The sequence below is a fragment of the Caballeronia glebae genome, from assembly GCF_001545035.1.
Lineage (GTDB): Bacteria > Pseudomonadota > Gammaproteobacteria > Burkholderiales > Burkholderiaceae > Caballeronia > Caballeronia glebae.
In genome coordinates this window covers 62,268-78,883 of the sequence record NZ_FCOJ02000022.1, presented here as the reverse complement: position 1 = coordinate 78,883, position 16,616 = coordinate 62,268, and the positions used below count along the sequence as shown (strand labels likewise).

At 61.2% G+C, this 16,616-nt stretch carries 20 protein-coding genes; 9 read left to right on the top strand and 11 right to left on the bottom strand.

Annotated elements, in window-relative coordinates:
• Positions 1–6: 6 nt before the first annotated feature.
• Together AWB82_RS16985 and AWB82_RS16980 are read right to left on the bottom strand one after the other, a co-directional pair.
• On the bottom strand, positions 7–789 hold the full coding sequence (locus AWB82_RS16985) for a 3-hydroxybutyrate dehydrogenase (protein ID WP_086969185.1): 783 nt from the start codon (positions 787–789) through the stop codon (positions 7–9).
• Between the two features lie 21 nt (positions 790–810).
• A complete protein-coding gene (locus tag AWB82_RS16980) occupies positions 811–1,590 on the bottom strand; it encodes an acetoacetate decarboxylase (protein WP_086969183.1) in 780 nt (259 codons plus the stop codon).
• A gap of 360 nt (positions 1,591–1,950) precedes the next feature.
• Between AWB82_RS16980 and AWB82_RS16975 the strand changes: the two genes are divergently transcribed.
• Positions 1,951–2,130: a hypothetical protein gene (locus tag AWB82_RS16975; protein ID WP_086969182.1), complete on the top strand. Its 180-nt coding sequence runs from the start codon at positions 1,951–1,953 to the stop codon at positions 2,128–2,130.
• Positions 2,131–2,634: 504 nt separating this feature from the next.
• Here AWB82_RS16975 and AWB82_RS16970 read toward each other — a convergent pair.
• From AWB82_RS16970 to AWB82_RS16955, 4 genes are all read right to left on the bottom strand, one after another.
• Entirely contained in the window at positions 2,635–3,198 is a 564-nt protein-coding gene (locus tag AWB82_RS16970) for a M48 family metalloprotease (RefSeq protein ID WP_200818130.1), read from the bottom strand.
• A gap of 2 nt (positions 3,199–3,200) precedes the next feature.
• Complete coding sequence (locus AWB82_RS16965; protein ID WP_086969178.1) at positions 3,201–4,061, bottom strand: oxidoreductase; 861 nt, start codon at positions 4,059–4,061, stop codon at positions 3,201–3,203.
• Positions 4,062–4,232: 171 nt separating this feature from the next.
• A complete protein-coding gene (locus AWB82_RS16960) occupies positions 4,233–4,484 on the bottom strand; it encodes a hypothetical protein (protein ID WP_086969176.1) in 252 nt (83 codons plus the stop codon).
• A gap of 69 nt (positions 4,485–4,553) precedes the next feature.
• The gene (locus tag AWB82_RS16955; protein WP_086969174.1) at positions 4,554–5,171 is read right to left on the bottom strand and encodes a hypothetical protein; all 618 of its coding nucleotides are present in this window, start codon (positions 5,169–5,171) and stop codon (positions 4,554–4,556) included.
• A 482-nt stretch (positions 5,172–5,653) separates the two neighbouring features.
• On the opposite strand from AWB82_RS16955, the gene AWB82_RS16950 reads away from it, so the two are divergent.
• The gene (locus AWB82_RS16950; protein ID WP_086969171.1) at positions 5,654–6,808 is read left to right on the top strand and encodes a porin; all 1,155 of its coding nucleotides are present in this window, start codon (positions 5,654–5,656) and stop codon (positions 6,806–6,808) included.
• A 217-nt stretch (positions 6,809–7,025) separates the two neighbouring features.
• Here the strand turns inward: AWB82_RS16950 and AWB82_RS16945 are convergent, their stop codons facing one another.
• Together AWB82_RS16945 and AWB82_RS16940 are read right to left on the bottom strand one after the other, a co-directional pair.
• Entirely contained in the window at positions 7,026–7,559 is a 534-nt protein-coding gene (locus AWB82_RS16945) for a ProQ/FinO family protein (protein ID WP_086969170.1), read from the bottom strand.
• 116 nt (positions 7,560–7,675) lie between these two features.
• Positions 7,676–7,942 (bottom strand): hypothetical protein, encoded by a 267-nt coding sequence (locus AWB82_RS16940; RefSeq protein WP_086969168.1) that lies wholly within the window; start codon positions 7,940–7,942, stop codon positions 7,676–7,678.
• On the opposite strand from AWB82_RS16940, the gene AWB82_RS16935 reads away from it, so the two are divergent.
• A complete protein-coding gene (locus AWB82_RS16935; protein ID WP_086969165.1) occupies positions 7,941–8,180 on the top strand; it encodes a hypothetical protein in 240 nt (79 codons plus the stop codon). The two genes, AWB82_RS16940 and AWB82_RS16935, sit on opposite strands and share 2 nt — an antisense overlap.
• Positions 8,181–8,200: 20 nt before the next feature.
• Here the strand turns inward: AWB82_RS16935 and AWB82_RS16930 are convergent, their stop codons facing one another.
• The gene (locus tag AWB82_RS16930; RefSeq protein WP_086969164.1) at positions 8,201–8,845 is read right to left on the bottom strand and encodes a TetR/AcrR family transcriptional regulator; all 645 of its coding nucleotides are present in this window, start codon (positions 8,843–8,845) and stop codon (positions 8,201–8,203) included.
• A gap of 96 nt (positions 8,846–8,941) precedes the next feature.
• On the opposite strand from AWB82_RS16930, the gene AWB82_RS16925 reads away from it, so the two are divergent.
• The 3 genes from AWB82_RS16925 to AWB82_RS16915 all read left to right on the top strand — a co-directional run bounded on the left by AWB82_RS16925 (position 8,942) and on the right by AWB82_RS16915 (position 11,214).
• On the top strand, positions 8,942–10,048 hold the full coding sequence (locus AWB82_RS16925; protein ID WP_086969162.1) for an MBL fold metallo-hydrolase: 1,107 nt from the start codon (positions 8,942–8,944) through the stop codon (positions 10,046–10,048).
• Between the two features lie 65 nt (positions 10,049–10,113).
• Complete coding sequence (locus AWB82_RS16920) at positions 10,114–10,569, top strand: MEKHLA domain-containing protein (RefSeq protein WP_086969159.1); 456 nt, start codon at positions 10,114–10,116, stop codon at positions 10,567–10,569.
• A 3-nt stretch (positions 10,570–10,572) separates the two neighbouring features.
• On the top strand, positions 10,573–11,214 hold the full coding sequence (locus AWB82_RS16915; protein ID WP_086969157.1) for a hypothetical protein: 642 nt from the start codon (positions 10,573–10,575) through the stop codon (positions 11,212–11,214).
• Here AWB82_RS16915 and AWB82_RS16910 read toward each other — a convergent pair.
• Positions 11,211–12,071: an NmrA family NAD(P)-binding protein gene (locus tag AWB82_RS16910; protein WP_086969155.1), complete on the bottom strand. Its 861-nt coding sequence runs from the start codon at positions 12,069–12,071 to the stop codon at positions 11,211–11,213. The two genes, AWB82_RS16915 and AWB82_RS16910, sit on opposite strands and share 4 nt — an antisense overlap.
• Before the next feature lie 246 nt (positions 12,072–12,317).
• Here AWB82_RS16910 and AWB82_RS16905 point away from each other — a divergent pair, with 246 nt between their 5' ends.
• Genes AWB82_RS16905 through AWB82_RS16895 form a run of 3 tightly spaced genes read left to right on the top strand, consistent with a single transcriptional unit; the run spans position 12,318 to position 15,514 of the window.
• Complete coding sequence (locus AWB82_RS16905; RefSeq protein ID WP_086969153.1) at positions 12,318–13,133, top strand: FAS1-like dehydratase domain-containing protein; 816 nt, start codon at positions 12,318–12,320, stop codon at positions 13,131–13,133.
• A 27-nt stretch (positions 13,134–13,160) separates the two neighbouring features.
• Positions 13,161–14,324, top strand: coding sequence for an acyl-CoA dehydrogenase family protein (locus tag AWB82_RS16900; RefSeq protein ID WP_086969151.1), 1,164 nt, complete (start codon positions 13,161–13,163; stop codon positions 14,322–14,324).
• A gap of 11 nt (positions 14,325–14,335) precedes the next feature.
• Entirely contained in the window at positions 14,336–15,514 is a 1,179-nt protein-coding gene (locus AWB82_RS16895) for a CaiB/BaiF CoA transferase family protein (RefSeq protein WP_086969149.1), read from the top strand.
• Positions 15,515–15,516: 2 nt separating this feature from the next.
• Here AWB82_RS16895 and AWB82_RS16890 read toward each other — a convergent pair whose 3' ends face one another.
• Positions 15,517–16,470 (bottom strand): LysR substrate-binding domain-containing protein, encoded by a 954-nt coding sequence (locus tag AWB82_RS16890; RefSeq protein ID WP_086969147.1) that lies wholly within the window; start codon positions 16,468–16,470, stop codon positions 15,517–15,519.
• Between the last annotated feature and the right edge of the window lie 146 nt (positions 16,471–16,616).

The following is a 16,616-nucleotide window of genomic DNA, read 5'->3' as shown; positions in this document are numbered from 1 at the left end:
TTGCCGTTATTGCATGAACCAGCCGTGACTCACGACGATCGATTGCCCGTTCAGCGCATTCGATTCGAAGCCTGCGAGGAACGCCACCGTGTTCGCGATATCGGCGACCGTGGTGAATTCACCATCGACCGTATCCTTCAGCATCACGTTCTTCACGACGTCGTCTTCTGAAATGCCGAGCGCCTTTGCCTGTTCGGGAATCTGCTTCTCGACGAGCGGGGTGCGCACGAAACCCGGGCACACGACGTTGGCGCGCACGCCGCGCGCTCCGCCTTCCTTCGCAACCGTGCGCGCGAGCCCGAGCAAGCCGTGCTTCGCCGTGACATACGCCGACTTCAGCTTCGACGCCTCGTGCGAGTGCACCGATCCCATGTAGATGATCGAACCGCCCTTGCCCGACGCGTACATATGCTTGATCGCTGCCCTGGTCGTGAGGAACGCGCCATCGAGATGGATCGCGAGCATCTTCTTCCAGTTGGCGAACGAATACTCTTCGATCGGCGCGATGATCTGAATGCCCGCGTTCGACACCAGCACATCGATGCTGCCCAGCTTCGCCACCGTATCTTCGATGCCGGCGTTCACGGCGTCTTCGTTCGTCACGTCCATCGACAACGCAATCGCCTTGCCACCCGCCGCGACGATGTCGTCCGCGACTTTGCGCGCATTCACGAGATTCAGATCGGCGATGACGACCGTCGCGCCATCCTTCGCGAGCCTCTTCGCCGTCTGTTCGCCGATACCGCTCGCGGCGCCCGTTACGAGCGCGATTTTTCCTTGCAGTGCCATTTGATTATTCCTTTAACGTTGTTATTTATTGACGGCGAGCTTGAGCCCGCCAATTGGCGCGAGATAGTCGTAAGCGACTTCGCCGATATCGAGCGTGAGATTCGCGATGACATGCCGCGCGCCCACGATCTTGCGCACCGGCAGATCCGCGACCGGAGCGAGCGCGTGCCTGTGCAATTCGAGTGCGGCCGGGCCTTCCCATGCACCGAGCACGCTCACGTCGCGCAGAAAGAAACGCACGAGTTCGCACACGCGCGCGGTGCCGTCGACATGCGGGAGCACTTTCAGGAGATAGTTCGGCACATCGGCGAGCTTCTTGCGCTCGCTTTCGAGATCGAGCGGACGATACTTGTAGCCCATCGTGGCCGTCGCGACACGTTGCGTGCCGTAGTCGAGCGTACCGAGCAGCGTGTCCGTGCCATCGACTCTGAGACGCGGCGACGCGAGCTTCTTAGGAAAGCCCCAGATCTCGCGGCCGCCCGCGATCGGGCCTTCGTCGTCGAGATACATCGCATGGGTATAGCTGCCCTTCTTGCCATCCGGACCGATTACGGAGATCACCTGACCGCTTTCGGTGTAGTCACCGAAGCCGGTTGAATCAGGCATGCGAATGAATTCGTAATTGACGAGACCGTTGTCCACTTTGAGCGGCTCCGGAACAACGGCGCGCAGCGCATCGAGGTCGGTCTCGTAGGAGATGATGAGGTACTCGCGATTGGTATAGCGGAACGGCGGACGCGGGTAGGCGGGGCTGCTTACAGGCATGGCGAAAGCATTCCTGCGGATGTCTTCTTCTTTCACTTGATCGTCCGTTGGTTGAAAACAGGAACGATAGTAGATGCAGTTGCTGATCTTTGTTGCTGACCCCAGGCAGCGAATGCACATATATCGAAGTAGTACGAAACAAAAAATCCCGCTGCTTCATGGTCTTATTCATCGCACTTATCAATTGGTTTTTTTTGTGCAATATACTATTGCTTCGGCGGCGCCCACACAGTCAGGAACCGGGCGATGCCGCGCGGCTCAGAAACGCATAACGCGATCGAGCCGGTTTTTTCCCTGGTAGCACCGGAAGTATCAAGTCTTGTTTCTTTTCAGTGCAGAGCGACGGCCCACGCGTTGCCTTGCCCTTTTAAGGCCATCTCCTCCAAGCGAGTCTCCATGAAAACGTCCTTGAAGAAATCCCTCGTGCTTTTGGTGCTGGCGGCATTCGCGGCGCCGACGTTGTCGTTCGCGGCGGCGGAATATCCCGATAACAAAGCGCGGCCCGCGTATCACAAGAAAGGCCAGAAGCATCATCACAAGAAGTCGACGACACCGCCTCCCTCGCAAACGCAATAAGGCGAGGCGGATCATAAAAGCACGGGCGTTCTGTCGGGACGCCCGTGCTTTTTTGCGCGCGATATCAGGCCGCTTCGATACGTCGCGCCGGGAGAATCGCGCCAGTACGTCGAGATCACGCCGAGCAGCACGCCGTTGCGCGAACGCAGCGGCGTAGTCTGAATCGCTCGGATGGCGGTTTCGCGCAAGATCAGGTAGTCCGTCGTGCCGCGACGTAGTTCGGATTCCTATCTGCTGCAGCACTTCGCCGCCGTCCTCACGCAGACTCATACGGCTCTCGCTCAAGCCCGCCCGAAGAAGATCGATGACGTCCCGCTGCGATTCGTTGCGCGGCGCGCTTTGCACGAGAACGAGCGGCACATGAGGATAGAGTCACCCGCGACCCGCTTCCATTGCGCTACGCAAGATGGTGCGAACCGGCGGCAATTTCGCACTATTGCAAGGAGCGCTCTTCGACAATTCAAGCTGCTGTGTTTTCCCGCGCGACCGATTTGCACGCGGCAACTATCGCGATGTCGACATGAGGCGCGCGCGCATCGCATCGACGCGCGCCTCGTCGATACATCCGCGTGCCGCCATCGTTTCGAGCGCCGCCAGAGCCGATGCCGCTCCACAAAGCGATGCGGCTTTGGCGTCGGCATCGAGTTCGAACGTGGCCGCGCGTTTTACGGCGCGCATACGCCAGATCTTCGCGCACGCGAAGAACGCCAGCACGAAGCCGAGGCCGGGAACGCCCGTGCGCCAGAGATCGTCATCGGGCGAAATCGCGAAGATGATGCACGGTATCGACAGCAGCGCCATCGCGGCGAGCACCGTCCACGCAAAATCGAGCAGCATCGAATTGCGCTGCGTCGCGTGACCGACTTCGTGAGCCACGACAATTCGAAGCAACGGCTCCGGTAACGCGAGCGTGGCGCGATCGAGTTCAATGCGGTTGAACAAGGCTTCGTAGCACGGTCCGCTCGAAGTCGTCACGAAGCGCACGCGCGGCGTCGCGACGTGCAGAAGAGCGGCATCGTCGGCGACGAGCGAGAGGATGTGCTGTTCTTCCGCGCGCGGCCGCTTCATGATCACTGAGCCGGGTTATCGGTCCACTGGCTGCGAGCCTGCCATGTCTCGATTTCGGCGTTGAGCTTCGCGAGTTTCGTGCGCACGAGTTCGAGCCCGGGGCCGCCGAGCACGAGATGTCCCGGCGGTTCGGGCGACGTGACCGCTTCGATGATGACCTGCGCCGCGCGCGCCGGATCGCCCGGCTGTCTGCCGCTGCGCTCCGCGATGGCCGCGCGCCGCGTGCCCGAGGTCTCGGCGTAATCGTCGATCGGATTGCGCGTTTGCCTCAGCGAACGGCCCGCCCAGTCCGTGCGGAACGGGCCCGGCTCGACCGCCGTGACCTTGATGCCGAGCCCTTCGGTTTCGCGTGCGAGCGCTTCGCCCAGGCCCTCAAGCGCGAACTTGGTCGCGGCGTAATAACCGCTGCCCGGATTGCTGACGAGACCGCCCACCGACGTAATGTTGACGATATGGCCCGAACGACGCTCGCGCATGCGTGGCAGCACGGCTTTGATCATCGCGGCGGCGCCGAAGAAGTTCGCTTCGAACATAGCGCGCACTTCTTCATCTTCACCCTCTTCGACAGCTGAGAGATAACCGAAGCCGGCATTGTTCACGAGCACGTCGATACGATCGAAGGCGGCGTAGGCATCGTCGATTGCGGACTTGATTTCGTCGGCGCGCGTAACGTCGAGACGCACCGCGATCGCGCGGCCTTCGCCGCGTTCGACGAGATCGCTGACGCTGTCCGGATTGCGCGCGGCCACGACGGCGCGCCAGCCTCGATCGATCACCGCGCAAGCGAGTTCGCGGCCGAAACCGGTCGAGCATCCGGTGATAAACCAGACGGGCGTGTCGATGCTGCCGTTGGAAACGGGCATTGCGGTTCTCCATGGAAGACGCGCGGCATCCCGATCAGTTTGACCGGAATGCGCACGCGTGTGTTCGGGTGTATTCGGGATTTCGCTACATGTTGAAGCAAATCGAACGCGCATGCTTGCGCGCGACGCTTCGCACAGAAGTTGAAAGCTTTGAAGAACGAATGCGCGAAGTTATCGCAATGCAGGCATGCGAATCGCGCGATAAGTTCGCGGTTCCAGCAAAGCCGCCTGCTCGATACGGGCGGCAACCTGCTTCCATCCGGCGAGTTCTTCGTCGAGCACGGCGATTGTCAGAAGAATGCGTTCACGGTCGTGTTTCGTGTGCGCGTGCATTGCGCTTTCGCGCAGCGGACCGAGCGTCGCCTCGCGCTGCGCGATCTGCTTTGCGATTCTTTCTCTCAGGCGTTTCAGCGATTCGTCCATTTTTCGTATGACCGGATGTTGTCGCTAATCTCTACGCAAACTTTGCGCCCGACCGCGTATTCGATTCTGTCATCCCGCATCGCCCGCGCTGATCGCCGTCTGCATGCTTTTCAATAGCTTTGTCAGATAGCGAAGCAAACCGACCGTATCGCCGAATTCGATAAACCCTGGCTTCACGCCGTCGCTGAAAAGCAGCGTGCCGTCCAGCGTGTGATCGACGATCAAGCCGGCATACGCGGCGTGCGGCATGTAGTCGTCGCCGGCGAGGTTGAAGGTATTGCCGTTCACGGCCGCGTCACGCAGACGCATGAGGAACTGCACTTCGGGCGCGCGCGACGCCGACAATCGATGCATATCGAAATACTCGGCGACCGCGAGAATCGCATTCGTACACGGGACGATTAGCGCGAACGCAATGCGCTTGTCGGCCGTGTCGAGCGATGGCCACGACAGCGCGTCTTCGGGCGGCGCGCTTTTGGTCGGCGTGCCGTCCTCGCTGTGCGTGTGCGCTTCGGGATGCGAACGCTTGCGCGCCAGTAGCGGCCGCGCCTTCGCGAAGTCCGGCGGCGGCGCGCCGCGCTCGATCCAGTCGGACAAAAGGCTCGCGTAGGCATGGAGCATCGTCAATTGCGCTTCGATAAAGGCGACGCCCGCTCTGCAGGGGTCAGGATTGTTGTGGTCGGACATATCGGCTCCCGTCGTTTATTGAGTTCGATCTAAAGATGTACTCGCCTTGCTTGATTGGTTGCTCCGACTACGTTGCAATGTGCGCGCCTGTTCGCAAGGCCGTGATGTATCGGACCTGACCGTTAGTTGCATGTAGTGCGCCAAAAGCATGTGCCGTTTGTGACGCCCTGTGAAAGAAATGCTACAAGATGCGTTTCTGAAATTTACGAATACCTGACGACGCGCTATATTTCGTCCGCTATAACGTCAGTCGTCGGCCAAGGTGCCGAGGCAACGCTACTTGTCTGTTTTCTCGCAGCGGGACATCTCCCGCTTCGTTTGACGAAGTGCCCTATACATCACGAAGCACTCGACCTTCGCGCGGTTTTCTCGCGAAGCCGGGATGGCCGCGCTCGCGCTCGTCGAATGCGCAGCGGCGATTCCCCACTCGGGCCGCGTCGGGCGGCATCCGCATCACGCGGACAACACCAAGGAAAAAAAGAATGAAGAAGCAAATCGTAGCGGCTACCGCACTCGGCATGTTCGGCATCGCGGCGCACGCGCAAAGCAGCGTCACGCTGTACGGGATCATCGACGCCGGCATCACGTATGCAAACAAGGTCGCGACCTCGACCGGCCACGACAAGCTGGTGAAGTACGGCGACGGCGTCGCGCAAGGCAGCCGCTGGGGCCTGCGCGGCACGGAAGATCTGGGCGGCGGTCTCAAGGCGATCTTCGTGCTGGAAAGCGGCTTCAGCACCGGCGACGGCTCGCTCGGCCAGGGCGGCGCGATGTTCGGCCGTCAGGCGTATGTGGGTCTGTCGAAGAATGACTACGGCTCGCTGACCTTCGGTCGTCAGTACTCTTTCTCGACCGACTATCTGGGCGGCAACTACACGATGGGCAGCCAGACGGCCGCCGGCAACTACGCCTATCACATCAACGATCTGGATCAACTGACGTCGAGCCGTATCAACAACGCGGTCAAGTTCAACAGCGCCAATTTCTACGGCGTGACCTTCGGCGCGATGTACGGCTTCTCGAATTCGACGAACTTCGCGGGTTCGCCCACGACGGGAACCGGCGCGAACGCTGTGCAGGGCTCCTCCAGCGCGTACAGCTTCGGGTTGAACTATACGCAAGGCCCGTTCGGCATTGGCGCGGCTTACACCAACATCCGCTTCCCGAATGGCGCGACGCCGGCGTTCGGCGTCAGCATCGCGAACGTGAACACGCAGGGTCTGCGCGATCTGGAAACGTATGGCGTCGGCGCGCGCTACATGATCGCCGCCGCGACCATCTGGGCGAACTGGACGCACACCAACTTCAAGCCGATCACGGCTGGCTCGTCGGATCTGAACAACTATGAAATCGGCGGCAAGTACGCGTTCACGCCGGCTTTCAACGCGGGCCTCGGCTATACGTTCTCGGACCTCGGCGGCAGTCTCGATGGCAAGTGGCATCAGATCAATGCCGTGTTCGATTACGCGCTGTCGAAGCGCACCGATGTCTATTTGAGCGGCGCGTATCAGAAGGCGTCGGGCAGCAACAACGGCACGCCGGTGCAGGCGGAAATCGGCTCGGCGCCGTCATTCATCGGCAATGCGGGCGCGAACACGCAGTTCGTGACGCGCGTCGGTCTGCGTCACAAGTTCTGATCGAAGGCTGATCCAGAAGAAGCGCGATGCCGAAGCGGCATCGCGCTTTTTTTTCGCCCGCGCCCGAATATATTTCGCATGCCGAAGCATTACGGCCGCAGACATAGGGCGAGATCACGCGATACGAAGATATGCGATGCGTTCGAGCGAAAGTCGAAAACGTGCGAAATGAAGTGGGGATGCCGCGCGCGAGGCAGGCTGCGCGCGTCGTGTCGCGTTACTTGGCGGTTTCCGCGGATTCTACCGTTTCCGCGGTTTCCGCGGGCTTCGGAGTCGAAGCCGAACGCGCCAGTCGATTCGTTTCCAGATATACGGCGCGTTCCGCGTCCGCCGTCGATACTTCGCCCGCTTGCACGCCCGCGAGATCGAGTCGCGGCGCGCCCTGCACGAGACAGGTCCAGTAGCGGTTGCCACGGCACCAGACCTTGATCGCGCCGCGCAGCTCTTTCTCGTTGAGTTTGAGTTCCTCGGCGTGCTTCATCAGGTCTTCGAAAATGCCGACCTTCAGCGGAACCTTCGGTGCGGGATTCTTCGGAAATGCGAGCGGAAAACGCTTTTGCAGCTTGCCGATCGTATGCACGACGGGGTCCACCGGTTTCGATGGAGCCGCAGCGGGTTTGGACGGCGCCGCCGCCTTCGGCGCGCCCGCCGGCGCAGGACGCCGCACGCGCGGCGCCTTCTTTTTCGCTGCGTTGCCGGCAGCCTGTTTTGCGAGTTGCTCTTTCAGTCCGGCGAGTTGTTCAAAGCCCATCACATCGTGCCCATAGAAAACGTATCGGGATTTTAACAGCCTCCGGTGACGGCATCGTTGCGGGCGGCATTTTCAGTCAAGCATCGGACCCGAAAAGGCCGCCCTGCCGGCGTCGCTTATTGTCCGCCCGAATAGACGTTGCAGAAGGGTTGCGGGCTGCAGGTGTTCCGCATGCCGCCGGCCCACTTCGATGTTCTCCCGCTCGCGCCCTGTCCCACGGCGACGCCGCCATAGGCGGTATCGCCGGAAGGCGTCGCGCCCTGCGCATTTTGTTGGCTGGATGCGGGGATGGACTGCAGGGTATCGCTCGGCTCTTGCGCCTGAGTGAGGTTGACGAGTGAAAACGCGGCCACGAGCGTGGTCGTAACGAGGACGGTCTTCATGATTTTCTCCTTCGACGAAGGCTTACCGCAGCCTGACGCAAAAAACCGCCAGGTGAATCCTGTGCGCAAGAATCTGCGCACTTATAGACCCTATACCCTAATCGGCGCGAAGTTAATCCCATACTTCGAGCGTCTCGTCGCTTCGCTCGAATTCGTGCATGAACGTTCGGCCGTTCGCGGAAAAGCGCTTGAACAAAACGGCACCGAGATGTCGCGCTTCGCGTCTTCGTTCGTCTGAGCGGCGGTGAGAAAGCACCCTTAAGCGCGTTTTGGCGTGGAGCGCTCATAGTGCGCGAGAAACATATCGGCGGCCGCTTCCGCTACTTTCTTTTGCTCGGTGTTCGAAAGCGGCGGCTGACCCATCGTCACTTGCGGCCAGAACGCGAAACCCTTCACGACGCCATGCAGTTGCTGTGCAGCGAAGACCGGGTCCGTAACCGCGAGCCGGCCATCGGCGGCGGCTTTTCTGATCCAGACCGTCACGTCTTCCTCGCGCTCGCCGATTCGCGCCACCATATCCCGCGCCCGCTCCGGCGAGTGGATGCCCGCCGCGATCGCCACGCGTGCGAGCGATAGAAAAGCCTCGTCGTTCATGAGGCGCAGCTTGCGCGTGAGCATGGCGAGCAATTGCGCGCGGAGCGGTTCATCGGCGCTATAGACCGCCGCATCGCCGGTTTCGCTTGCATCCCACAGTCGATGCAGGATCGCGGCGAACAGCGCCTCCTTGCTCTCGAAGTGGTTGTAGACCGTGCGCTTCGACACGCCCGCGCGCGCGGCGATACGGTCCATGCTGGTCGCGTCGTAGCCCGCCGCGATGAACTCCGCCACGGCCGCGTTCACGATCGCGGCGCGCTTGCGGTCGGTCAGGCGCTGGGGAATGTCGTTCAGGTCGCTCGAATCCATCCCCATATTTTACACCGTCCGGTTTACTTTTCTCTCAAATTTAAACTACACTGTGCAGTCTACTTTCTGCTTCGGGCTCACGTCCCTTCACGTCCCATGACTTCGTTCGCCGATCGCATCAGCCGTGCCCTGGGTCTTGCCGCAGCAAAACGCGGACGCGCGTTGTCGAGCGCGTCGCCGCAACATGACGGCGAGCGCTTTCGCAATGTCAAGCCGCGTCCCGTCGAAGGTTTCGGCAAAACGCTGCGCATCATGTGGAACATTCTGCTCAACAAGCCGCGCAACACGGCGCCGACGCAAGCGCCCATCGTCGATACGCTCAAGCGCGCCGATCTCGATGCCGCGCCCGACCGAAGCCTTTTCCGCCTCGGGCATTCGACGATGCTCTTCAAGCTGCGCGGCGAATACTGGCTCACGGACCCGGTGTTCGGCGAGCGCGCGTCGCCGTTCAAGCGCGTCGGGCCGAAGCGCTTTCATGCGCCGCCCATCGCGCTCAACGATCTGCCGCCGTTGCGCGGCGTGATCCTGTCGCACGATCACTACGATCATCTCGATCGCGATACCGTGCTCGCGCTCGCCGCGACGACGCAGACCTTCCTCACGCCGCTGGGCGTCGGCGACCGGCTGATCGAATGGGGCATCGATGCAGCGAAAGTACGCCAGCTCGACTGGTGGCAGAGCGCGGAGATCGACGGCCTTTCGTTCACGGCAACGCCCGCGCAGCATTTCTCCGGCCGCAGTCTCCTCGACGGCAACAGCACGCTGTGGGCGTCGTGGGTCATCGTCGACGATGAAGTGCGCGTGTTCTTCAGCGGCGACACGGGCTATTTCGACGGCTTCAGGACGATCGGCGAGCGTCTTGGTCCGTTCGACGTCACGCTGATCGAAACCGGCGCATACGATGCGCAATGGCCCTACGTCCACATGCAGCCCGAGGAAACGGTGCAGGCGCACATCGACGTGCGCGGACGCTGGCTCGTGCCGATTCACAACGGCACGTTCGACCTTGCGATGCATCCGTGGCAGGAACCTTTCGAGCGCGTGACGGGGCTGGCTCTCGCGCGTGGCGTCGCGGTGGCGACGCCGCGCATGGGCGAGCGTCTCGATCTCGAAGCGCCGCATCGTGGCGAGCGCTGGTGGCGTGAAGCGGCCGATGCGCCGAAGCCGGCGTCGTCGTGGCGCGTGTGCGCATCGCAGGAATGATGCGTGCACGAAGCGATGCAAACGCGTAAGGTGGCGGCTTCGCGCACACACGAGTTATCTCGCACATGCAGCCGACCGACCTCGACTTCTTCACGCTTCTCAGCGAAAGTTATGCGCGCCTCTTCAACGCTGCATTGACGCCCGAAGGCATAACATCGACGGAAGGCGCGCGCTGGCTTTACGAAGACGCGCCCTTCGGCATCCTCGCGCACGATACGCAGCCCGATCCCGTGTTCGTCTACGGCAACCTGAACGCGCAACGGCTCTTCGGTTATACGTGGAGCGAACTGACCGCCCTGCCGTCGCGGCTGTCCGCTCAGGCGCCCGAGCGCAGCGAACGTCAGGCGTTCCTCGAACAAGTCACGCGCGATGGTTATGTCGACGGCTATCGCGGCATTCGCGTCACGAAGTCGGGCGAGCGCTTCTGGATCAAGCGCGCGACCGTGTGGCAATTGTTCGATCGCGACGGCGTCCATCGCGGACAAGCGGCGATGATTCCGCACGTCAGCCACTTCGCCTGAACCATGCGCACGCCGCGTTCCGTGCGCACTGTCGAGCGCTTCGGGCGTGCGCGGCTCTCGCGCTCCTTTTTCATGCGCGAATTCCTGTTCAGCGAGATTGCGTGCATTGAAGGTATGCGCAACATGCCCGACGATCCGCAACTCGCTATCGCAGCGGGACGCGCGTTATGCGAGCATCTGCTCGAACCGTTGCAGGCAACCTTCGGACGCGTTGCGATTCGCTCGAGTTATCGCTCGCCTGAAGTGAACGGCTTCGGCAACGCACGCGATCTGAGTTGCGCGTCGAACGAGCACAATCGCGCGCGGCACGCATGGGATCGGCGCGACGCGGACGGTCACATGGGTGCGATGGCCACCATCGTCATTCCCTGGCACATGGACCGTTTGCGTGACGGTGGCTCGTGGACGTCGATGGCGTGGTGGATCCATGACCATCTTCCGTACAGCGAGCTGGAGTTCTATCCGAAGCTCGGCGCATTCAACATCGCATGGCACGAGATGCCGAAGCGCCGCATATCGAGCTATGTCGAACCGCGCGGCCTGCTGACCGCGCCGGGTCACGCGAATCACCACGGCGATCATGGCGAGCATTATTCCGGCTATCCGGCACTCGTCGTCCCGCCGCCTTTTCTTCACGACGATTAACGCGCGACGAGCTTGCGGATAACATCGACGAGCGGCGTCTTGCCTTTGACGATATCTTCGCGACGGTTTTCGAAATCGATCCATCCCTCGTTGAAGCCGTCTAGCATCTGAATGCGCGGCGTCGGATGCTTCATGCCCTGACTCACGAACAGCGCGTTCCATGTTTCGCGCGGCACTGCCTGCGCGCGCACCGGCTTGCCGAGAACGGACGAGAACGCCGCGGCGATATCGTTCGGGCTCGTGTGTCGCGCTCCTTCCAGTTCGACGATGCGCGCCCCCGTCCACACTTCCTGCATGAGCTTCGCGGCGAGTTCGCCTATGTCGTCGGTGGCGACCATCGGAATCGCGCGGTCGAGCGGTTGCAGAAACGAGTGCACGATGCCAACGTTACGCGCCGAATCGACATCCCATGCGCAGTTCTCCATGAACCAGCCCGGACGCAGGAACGTGACGGGGATCGATTGCTTGCGAAGCGCGTCTTCCAGCAGCGTGCGCTGCGTCAGAAGATTGGTGTGAGCGGACTGCGCGCCGATGGTCGACAGGCACACGATTCTGCGCGGCCTGGCGCGTGCGAGCGCCGCGACGATCGTATCGATGACTTCGCGCGCTTCCCGAAAGTCCGGCGCGGGATCGAATTCCGGCGGCGGAAGAATGAACACGGCTTCCGCGCCTTCGAAGGCGTGTGCGAGCGCATCGGCGTCGGTCATGGTGGCGCGCGCCACATCGCAGCCGCGCGCCGACCAGAGCGCGCCCTTCTTCTCATCGCGCACGACAGCGCGTACCGGTTTGCCCGCTTCCAGCAGCGCTTTGGCGAGCGCGCCGCCGACTTGTCCCGTGATTCCCGTGACGACATACATAGTCCGACTCCTTTTGTGCAACGCGTTTGACTTCAACGGATTACATGTTAGGGCGCGGAGCCGATGTGAAAAATGACGTGCCGGTTATGGGATTGATGACTCGATGTTATGCGCCACGCAACGGCGTGATAGGTTCAACTTATGCCCGGCACATGAAAGCGGTATTTCCAATGCGCGGAAGATTTCTCTAAAGTCACGCTATCCAATCGGGATTCGCCGGACATTTCCGGCAACGGAGACAACACGATGAAAACCGAGAGCGCCGTCGATATCGTTGCGCCCACATCGGTCGCGGCACTTGCCGCCACGCTCGATTACGATGCCGCTCCTCGCGAAGGCGATGCCCTTCCGCCCTTGTGGCACTGGATCTTCTTCCGGCCCATCGCGAGACAGTCGCTCATCGCGGAAGACGGTCATCCGAAGAAAGGCGGCTTTCTCCCCGATCTCGGTCTGCCACGCCGCATGTGGGCCGGCGGACGCCTGCGCTTTCCCGCGCCCGTGATCGTCGGTGCGGGCATCACGCGCGAATCGACGATTCTCGATGTCAGCGAGAAGCAAGGCCGCAGCGGCAAGCTCGGCTTCGTGACCGTTGGACATCGCATTTCCTGCGGCGATGCGATCGCGATCGAGGAAGAGCACGACATCGTGTATCGCGAGCCGGTCGCACTTGGCGTGCCCGTGCCCGCGCCGAGCGCCGCGCCGCGCGATGCGCAATGGCAACGTAACATCGTTCCCCACGAAACATTGCTGCTGCGCTATTCGGCGCTCACCTTCAACGCGCATCGCATCCATTACGACAAGCCTTACGTAACGCAGGTCGAAGGTTATCCCGGACTCGTCGTGCATGGACCGCTCATCGCCACGCTGTTGATGGATCTATTGCGCCGCGAATTGCCCGACGCAATTGTTATCGACTTTTCATTCAAGGCGCGGCGTCCGTGCTTCGCGGGCAACACGTTGCATCTGCGCGGGCAGCCATCCGCCGACGGCAAGACCGTCGAGCTCTGGTCGAAGGACGACGAAGGCTGGCTCGACATGACCGCGCGCGCGACGCTCGCCTGACGCTATTCACTCATCAGCAAGCACATCATGATCGAATCCACTCCCGACGCTTATCAGGACATCCGCGAGGCCGTGCGCGATCTGTGCGGCCAATTCCCCGGCGAATACTTTCGGAAGATCGACGAGGCACGCGGTTATCCCGAAGCATTCGTCGAAGCTCTGACGAAAGCGGGCTGGCTCGCCGCATTGATTCCACAGGAGTACGGCGGCTCGGGACTCGGGCTTACCGAGGCATCCGTCATCATGGAAGAGATCAATCGCTCGGGCGGCAACTCGGGCGCGTGTCACGGCCAGATGTACAACATGGGCACGTTGTTGCGTCATGGCTCGGCGCAACAGAAGCAGCGCTACTTGCCGAAAATCGCATCGGGCGAGTTGCGCCTGCAATCGATGGGCGTGACCGAACCGACCACCGGCACCGATACGACGAAGATCAAGACGACCGCGCAACGCAAAGGCGACCGCTATGTGATCAATGGACAGAAGGTGTGGATTTCGCGCGTGCAGCATTCGGATCTGATGATTCTGCTCGCGCGCACCACGCCGATCGCGGACGTGAAAAAGAAAAGCGAAGGCATGTCGATTTTCATCGTCGATCTGCGCGAAGCTATCGGCCACGGTCTCACGGTGCAGCCGATTCTCAACATGGTGAATCACGAGACCAACGAGCTTTTCTTCGACAATCTGGAGATTCCCGCCGAAAATCTTATCGGCGAGGAAGGCATGGGATTCAAATACATTCTCGACGGCCTCAACGCGGAACGCACGCTGATCGCGGCCGAATGTATCGGCGACGGTTACTGGTTCATCGACAAAGTCTCGCAGTATGTGAAAGACCGCATCGTATTCGGACGTCCTATCGGCCAGAATCAGGGCGTGCAGTTTCCGATAGCGCGCGCATATGTCAACATCGAAGCGGCTAACCTGATGCGCTTCAAGGCGTGCGAGTTGTTCGACGCGCACGAGCCTTGCGGCGCGCAGGCGAACATGGCGAAGCTGCTTGCCGCCGACGCCTCGTGGGAGGCGGCCAACGCGTGTCTGCAATTTCACGGCGGCTTCGGCTTCGCCGCCGAATACGATGTCGAGCGCAAGTTCCGCGAGACGCGTCTTTATCAGGTCGCGCCGATCTCGACGAACCTGATTCTCTCTTACGTTGCCGAGCATATCCTCGGCCTGCCGCGCTCGTTCTGAAGGAGGCCGTCATGCGTCCGCTGCAAGGCATCAAGGTCGTCACGTTCGAACATGCGATCGCGGCGCCCTTCTGCACGCGTCAGCTCGCCGATCTGGGCGCACGCGTGATCAAGATCGAGCGACCCGGCACAGGTGATTTCGCTCGCAACTATGACGAACGCGTGTCCGGGCTCGCATCGCATTTCGTGTGGACGAACCGATCGAAAGAAAGCGTGACGCTAGATGTCAAGCATCCCGAATCAATCGATATCGTCCACAAACTGCTCGCCGATGCCGATGTATTCGTGCAGAACCTTGCGCCCGGGGCGACGCAACGGCTCGGCCTCGATTACGACACGTTGAAGGAACGCTATGCGCGACTCATCGTGTGCGATATCTCGGGTTATGGCTCGGATGGCCCGATGCGCGACAAGAAAGCTTATGACTTGCTGATCCAAAGCGAAGCGGGTTTTCTGAGCATCACGGGTTCCGAAGGCGCACCGGCGAAAGCGGGCTGTTCTATCGCGGATATCGCCGCCGGCATGTACGGCTACACGAATATTCTCGCCGCGCTCATCGAACGCGGACGGACCGGGCGCGGCAAGCGCATCGACATTTCCATGCTGGAAAGCATGGTCGAATGGATGGGTTATCCGCTCTATTACGCGATCGACGGTCAGACGCCGCCGCCCCGGGCAGGCGCGTCGCACGCGACGATTTTTCCTTACGGCCCGTTCCCGGCGGGCGACGGCAAGACCGTGATGCTCGGCCTGCAAAACGAGCGCGAATGGAAGAAGTTCTGCGAGATCGTGGTTCGTTTGCCGGAGCTCCACGACGACGAGCGCTTTTGCGCAAACAGCCGTCGCACGCAGCATCGCGAAGAGTTGATGCACATTATCGTCGATGCGTTCGCTTCGTTGACGGCGGCGCAGGTCATCGAGAGGCTGGAGGAAGCGGGCATCGCCAATGCGCGCATGAACGACATGCACGATGTCTGGAAGCATGAACAGCTCGAAGCGCGTCATCGCTGGACGCAGGTCGATACGCCCGCCGGCAGCATTCCCGCGCTCTATCCGCCGGGACTCTTGAGCACCGATGAACCGCGGATGGACGCCGTGCCCGCGCTCGGTCAGCATACGGAGGCCGTTCTGCGCGAGCTAGGTCTGGATAGCGAAACCATCGATCGCCTGCGCGCCGAGAATGCGATCTAGATTCATCGCGCTTTCACATCGGCGCGCGCTTTGCGCATCGTCACGCCTTGCCAGCTATCGCGTTCGATGTGCTCGGCAATCAACTGAATCAATGTCTCGCGCACCGCGACCGTGGCCGAATTCATCGGTGCGTCGTTGGGCCAGCAAATGCTGGCCGGCCGCTTGATGATCGGCTCGACGATTTTCCGCATTCTCGGCAATAGCGCCTCATTCCATTGCGCGATAGCCGACGAAGGCAGAATCGTGCAGGCTCTGCCCGAATGCGCAATCAGCAAAAGCGCCGGCAGCGAGTCGATATCCGCGACAACATTCAATTCGACCTTCTCGCTCGCAAATGTGCGCTCGATCAAGAGGCGCAAGCCGTTCGATGCGCCGGGCGCGACGAGCTTCACGCCCGCGAGCCTGGCGAGCGGACATGTCGATGCGCGCGGCGAGATGCCGCCCGGTTCGCCCGCCAGATAGAGCGTTTCGTCCAGCACGGGCAAAGCCGTGATGCCGGGTGTATCCGATTCACGAAAGAGAATCGCGAGATCGAGCCGGCCATTGGCGAGCAACTCGTTCAGATAGCCGCTCATGCTTTCGAAGAACTGCAGCCGAATGCCCGGATAGCTATCCTGGATGCGCTCGAACAAGGGCACGGCAAGAACGGACGCCATCGTCGTCGGCAAACCGACTGCCACGGTGCCGGATTCGGCCCCCGCACCCTTGGTCACTTCCTGCTTGAGCTGCTCCATCTGTCGTAGCACGACGCGCGCGTGCCGATAGAGCGCATCGCCCTGCGCTGTGGGCGTAACGCCGTGATTGCTGCGCAGAAGAAGCGTGACACCGAGTTCCGCTTCGAGCCGCGCCATTTGCTGACTGAGCGAAGGCTGTGCAACGTAAAGCTTTTCCGCTGCTTTGCCGAGACTGCCGTAATCGACGATGCTGACGAAGTAGCGAAGCTGGCGAACGTCCATATGGATTACGAGGATCAATGTCAGGCGCGCTCGTGAATGCCCGGCGCCGGTGACTTATTCTATAGCTCGCAACTTCATATGAATCGTTCCGTTTCCCTCCGATCGCGCGCAGCTTTGATCTGTATCGATCAAACGGGTTTGGCTTG

Bases quoted from the DNA above. Each gene is read 5' to 3' on its own strand.
- AWB82_RS16890 (WP_086969147.1), bottom strand. From the start codon at position 16,470: ATGGACGTTCGCCAGCTTCGCTACTTCGTCAGCATCGTCGATTACGGC.
- AWB82_RS16960 (WP_086969176.1), bottom strand. From the start codon at position 4,484: ATGGACGAATCGCTGAAACGCCTGAGAGAAAGAATCGCAAAGCAGATC.
- AWB82_RS16930 (WP_086969164.1), bottom strand. From the start codon at position 8,845: ATGGATTCGAGCGACCTGAACGACATTCCCCAGCGCCTGACCGACCGC.
- AWB82_RS16905 (WP_086969153.1), top strand. From the start codon at position 12,318: ATGAAAACCGAGAGCGCCGTCGATATCGTTGCGCCCACATCGGTCGCG.
- AWB82_RS16925 (WP_086969162.1), top strand. From the start codon at position 8,942: ATGACTTCGTTCGCCGATCGCATCAGCCGTGCCCTGGGTCTTGCCGCA.
- AWB82_RS16915 (WP_086969157.1), top strand. From the start codon at position 10,573: ATGCGCACGCCGCGTTCCGTGCGCACTGTCGAGCGCTTCGGGCGTGCG.
- AWB82_RS16900 (WP_086969151.1), top strand. From the start codon at position 13,161: ATGATCGAATCCACTCCCGACGCTTATCAGGACATCCGCGAGGCCGTG.
- AWB82_RS16950 (WP_086969171.1), top strand. From the start codon at position 5,654: ATGAAGAAGCAAATCGTAGCGGCTACCGCACTCGGCATGTTCGGCATC.
- AWB82_RS16975 (WP_086969182.1), top strand. From the start codon at position 1,951: ATGAAAACGTCCTTGAAGAAATCCCTCGTGCTTTTGGTGCTGGCGGCA.
- AWB82_RS16910 (WP_086969155.1), bottom strand. From the start codon at position 12,071: ATGTATGTCGTCACGGGAATCACGGGACAAGTCGGCGGCGCGCTCGCC.
- AWB82_RS16970 (WP_200818130.1), bottom strand. From the start codon at position 3,198: ATGAAGCGGCCGCGCGCGGAAGAACAGCACATCCTCTCGCTCGTCGCC.
- AWB82_RS16965 (WP_086969178.1), bottom strand. From the start codon at position 4,061: ATGCCCGTTTCCAACGGCAGCATCGACACGCCCGTCTGGTTTATCACC.
- AWB82_RS16985 (WP_086969185.1), bottom strand. From the start codon at position 789: ATGGCACTGCAAGGAAAAATCGCGCTCGTAACGGGCGCCGCGAGCGGT.
- AWB82_RS16955 (WP_086969174.1), bottom strand. From the start codon at position 5,171: ATGTCCGACCACAACAATCCTGACCCCTGCAGAGCGGGCGTCGCCTTT.
- AWB82_RS16920 (WP_086969159.1), top strand. From the start codon at position 10,114: ATGCAGCCGACCGACCTCGACTTCTTCACGCTTCTCAGCGAAAGTTAT.
- AWB82_RS16940 (WP_086969168.1), bottom strand. From the start codon at position 7,942: ATGAAGACCGTCCTCGTTACGACCACGCTCGTGGCCGCGTTTTCACTC.
- AWB82_RS16945 (WP_086969170.1), bottom strand. From the start codon at position 7,559: ATGGGCTTTGAACAACTCGCCGGACTGAAAGAGCAACTCGCAAAACAG.
- AWB82_RS16935 (WP_086969165.1), top strand. From the start codon at position 7,941: ATGATTTTCTCCTTCGACGAAGGCTTACCGCAGCCTGACGCAAAAAAC.
- AWB82_RS16895 (WP_086969149.1), top strand. From the start codon at position 14,336: ATGCGTCCGCTGCAAGGCATCAAGGTCGTCACGTTCGAACATGCGATC.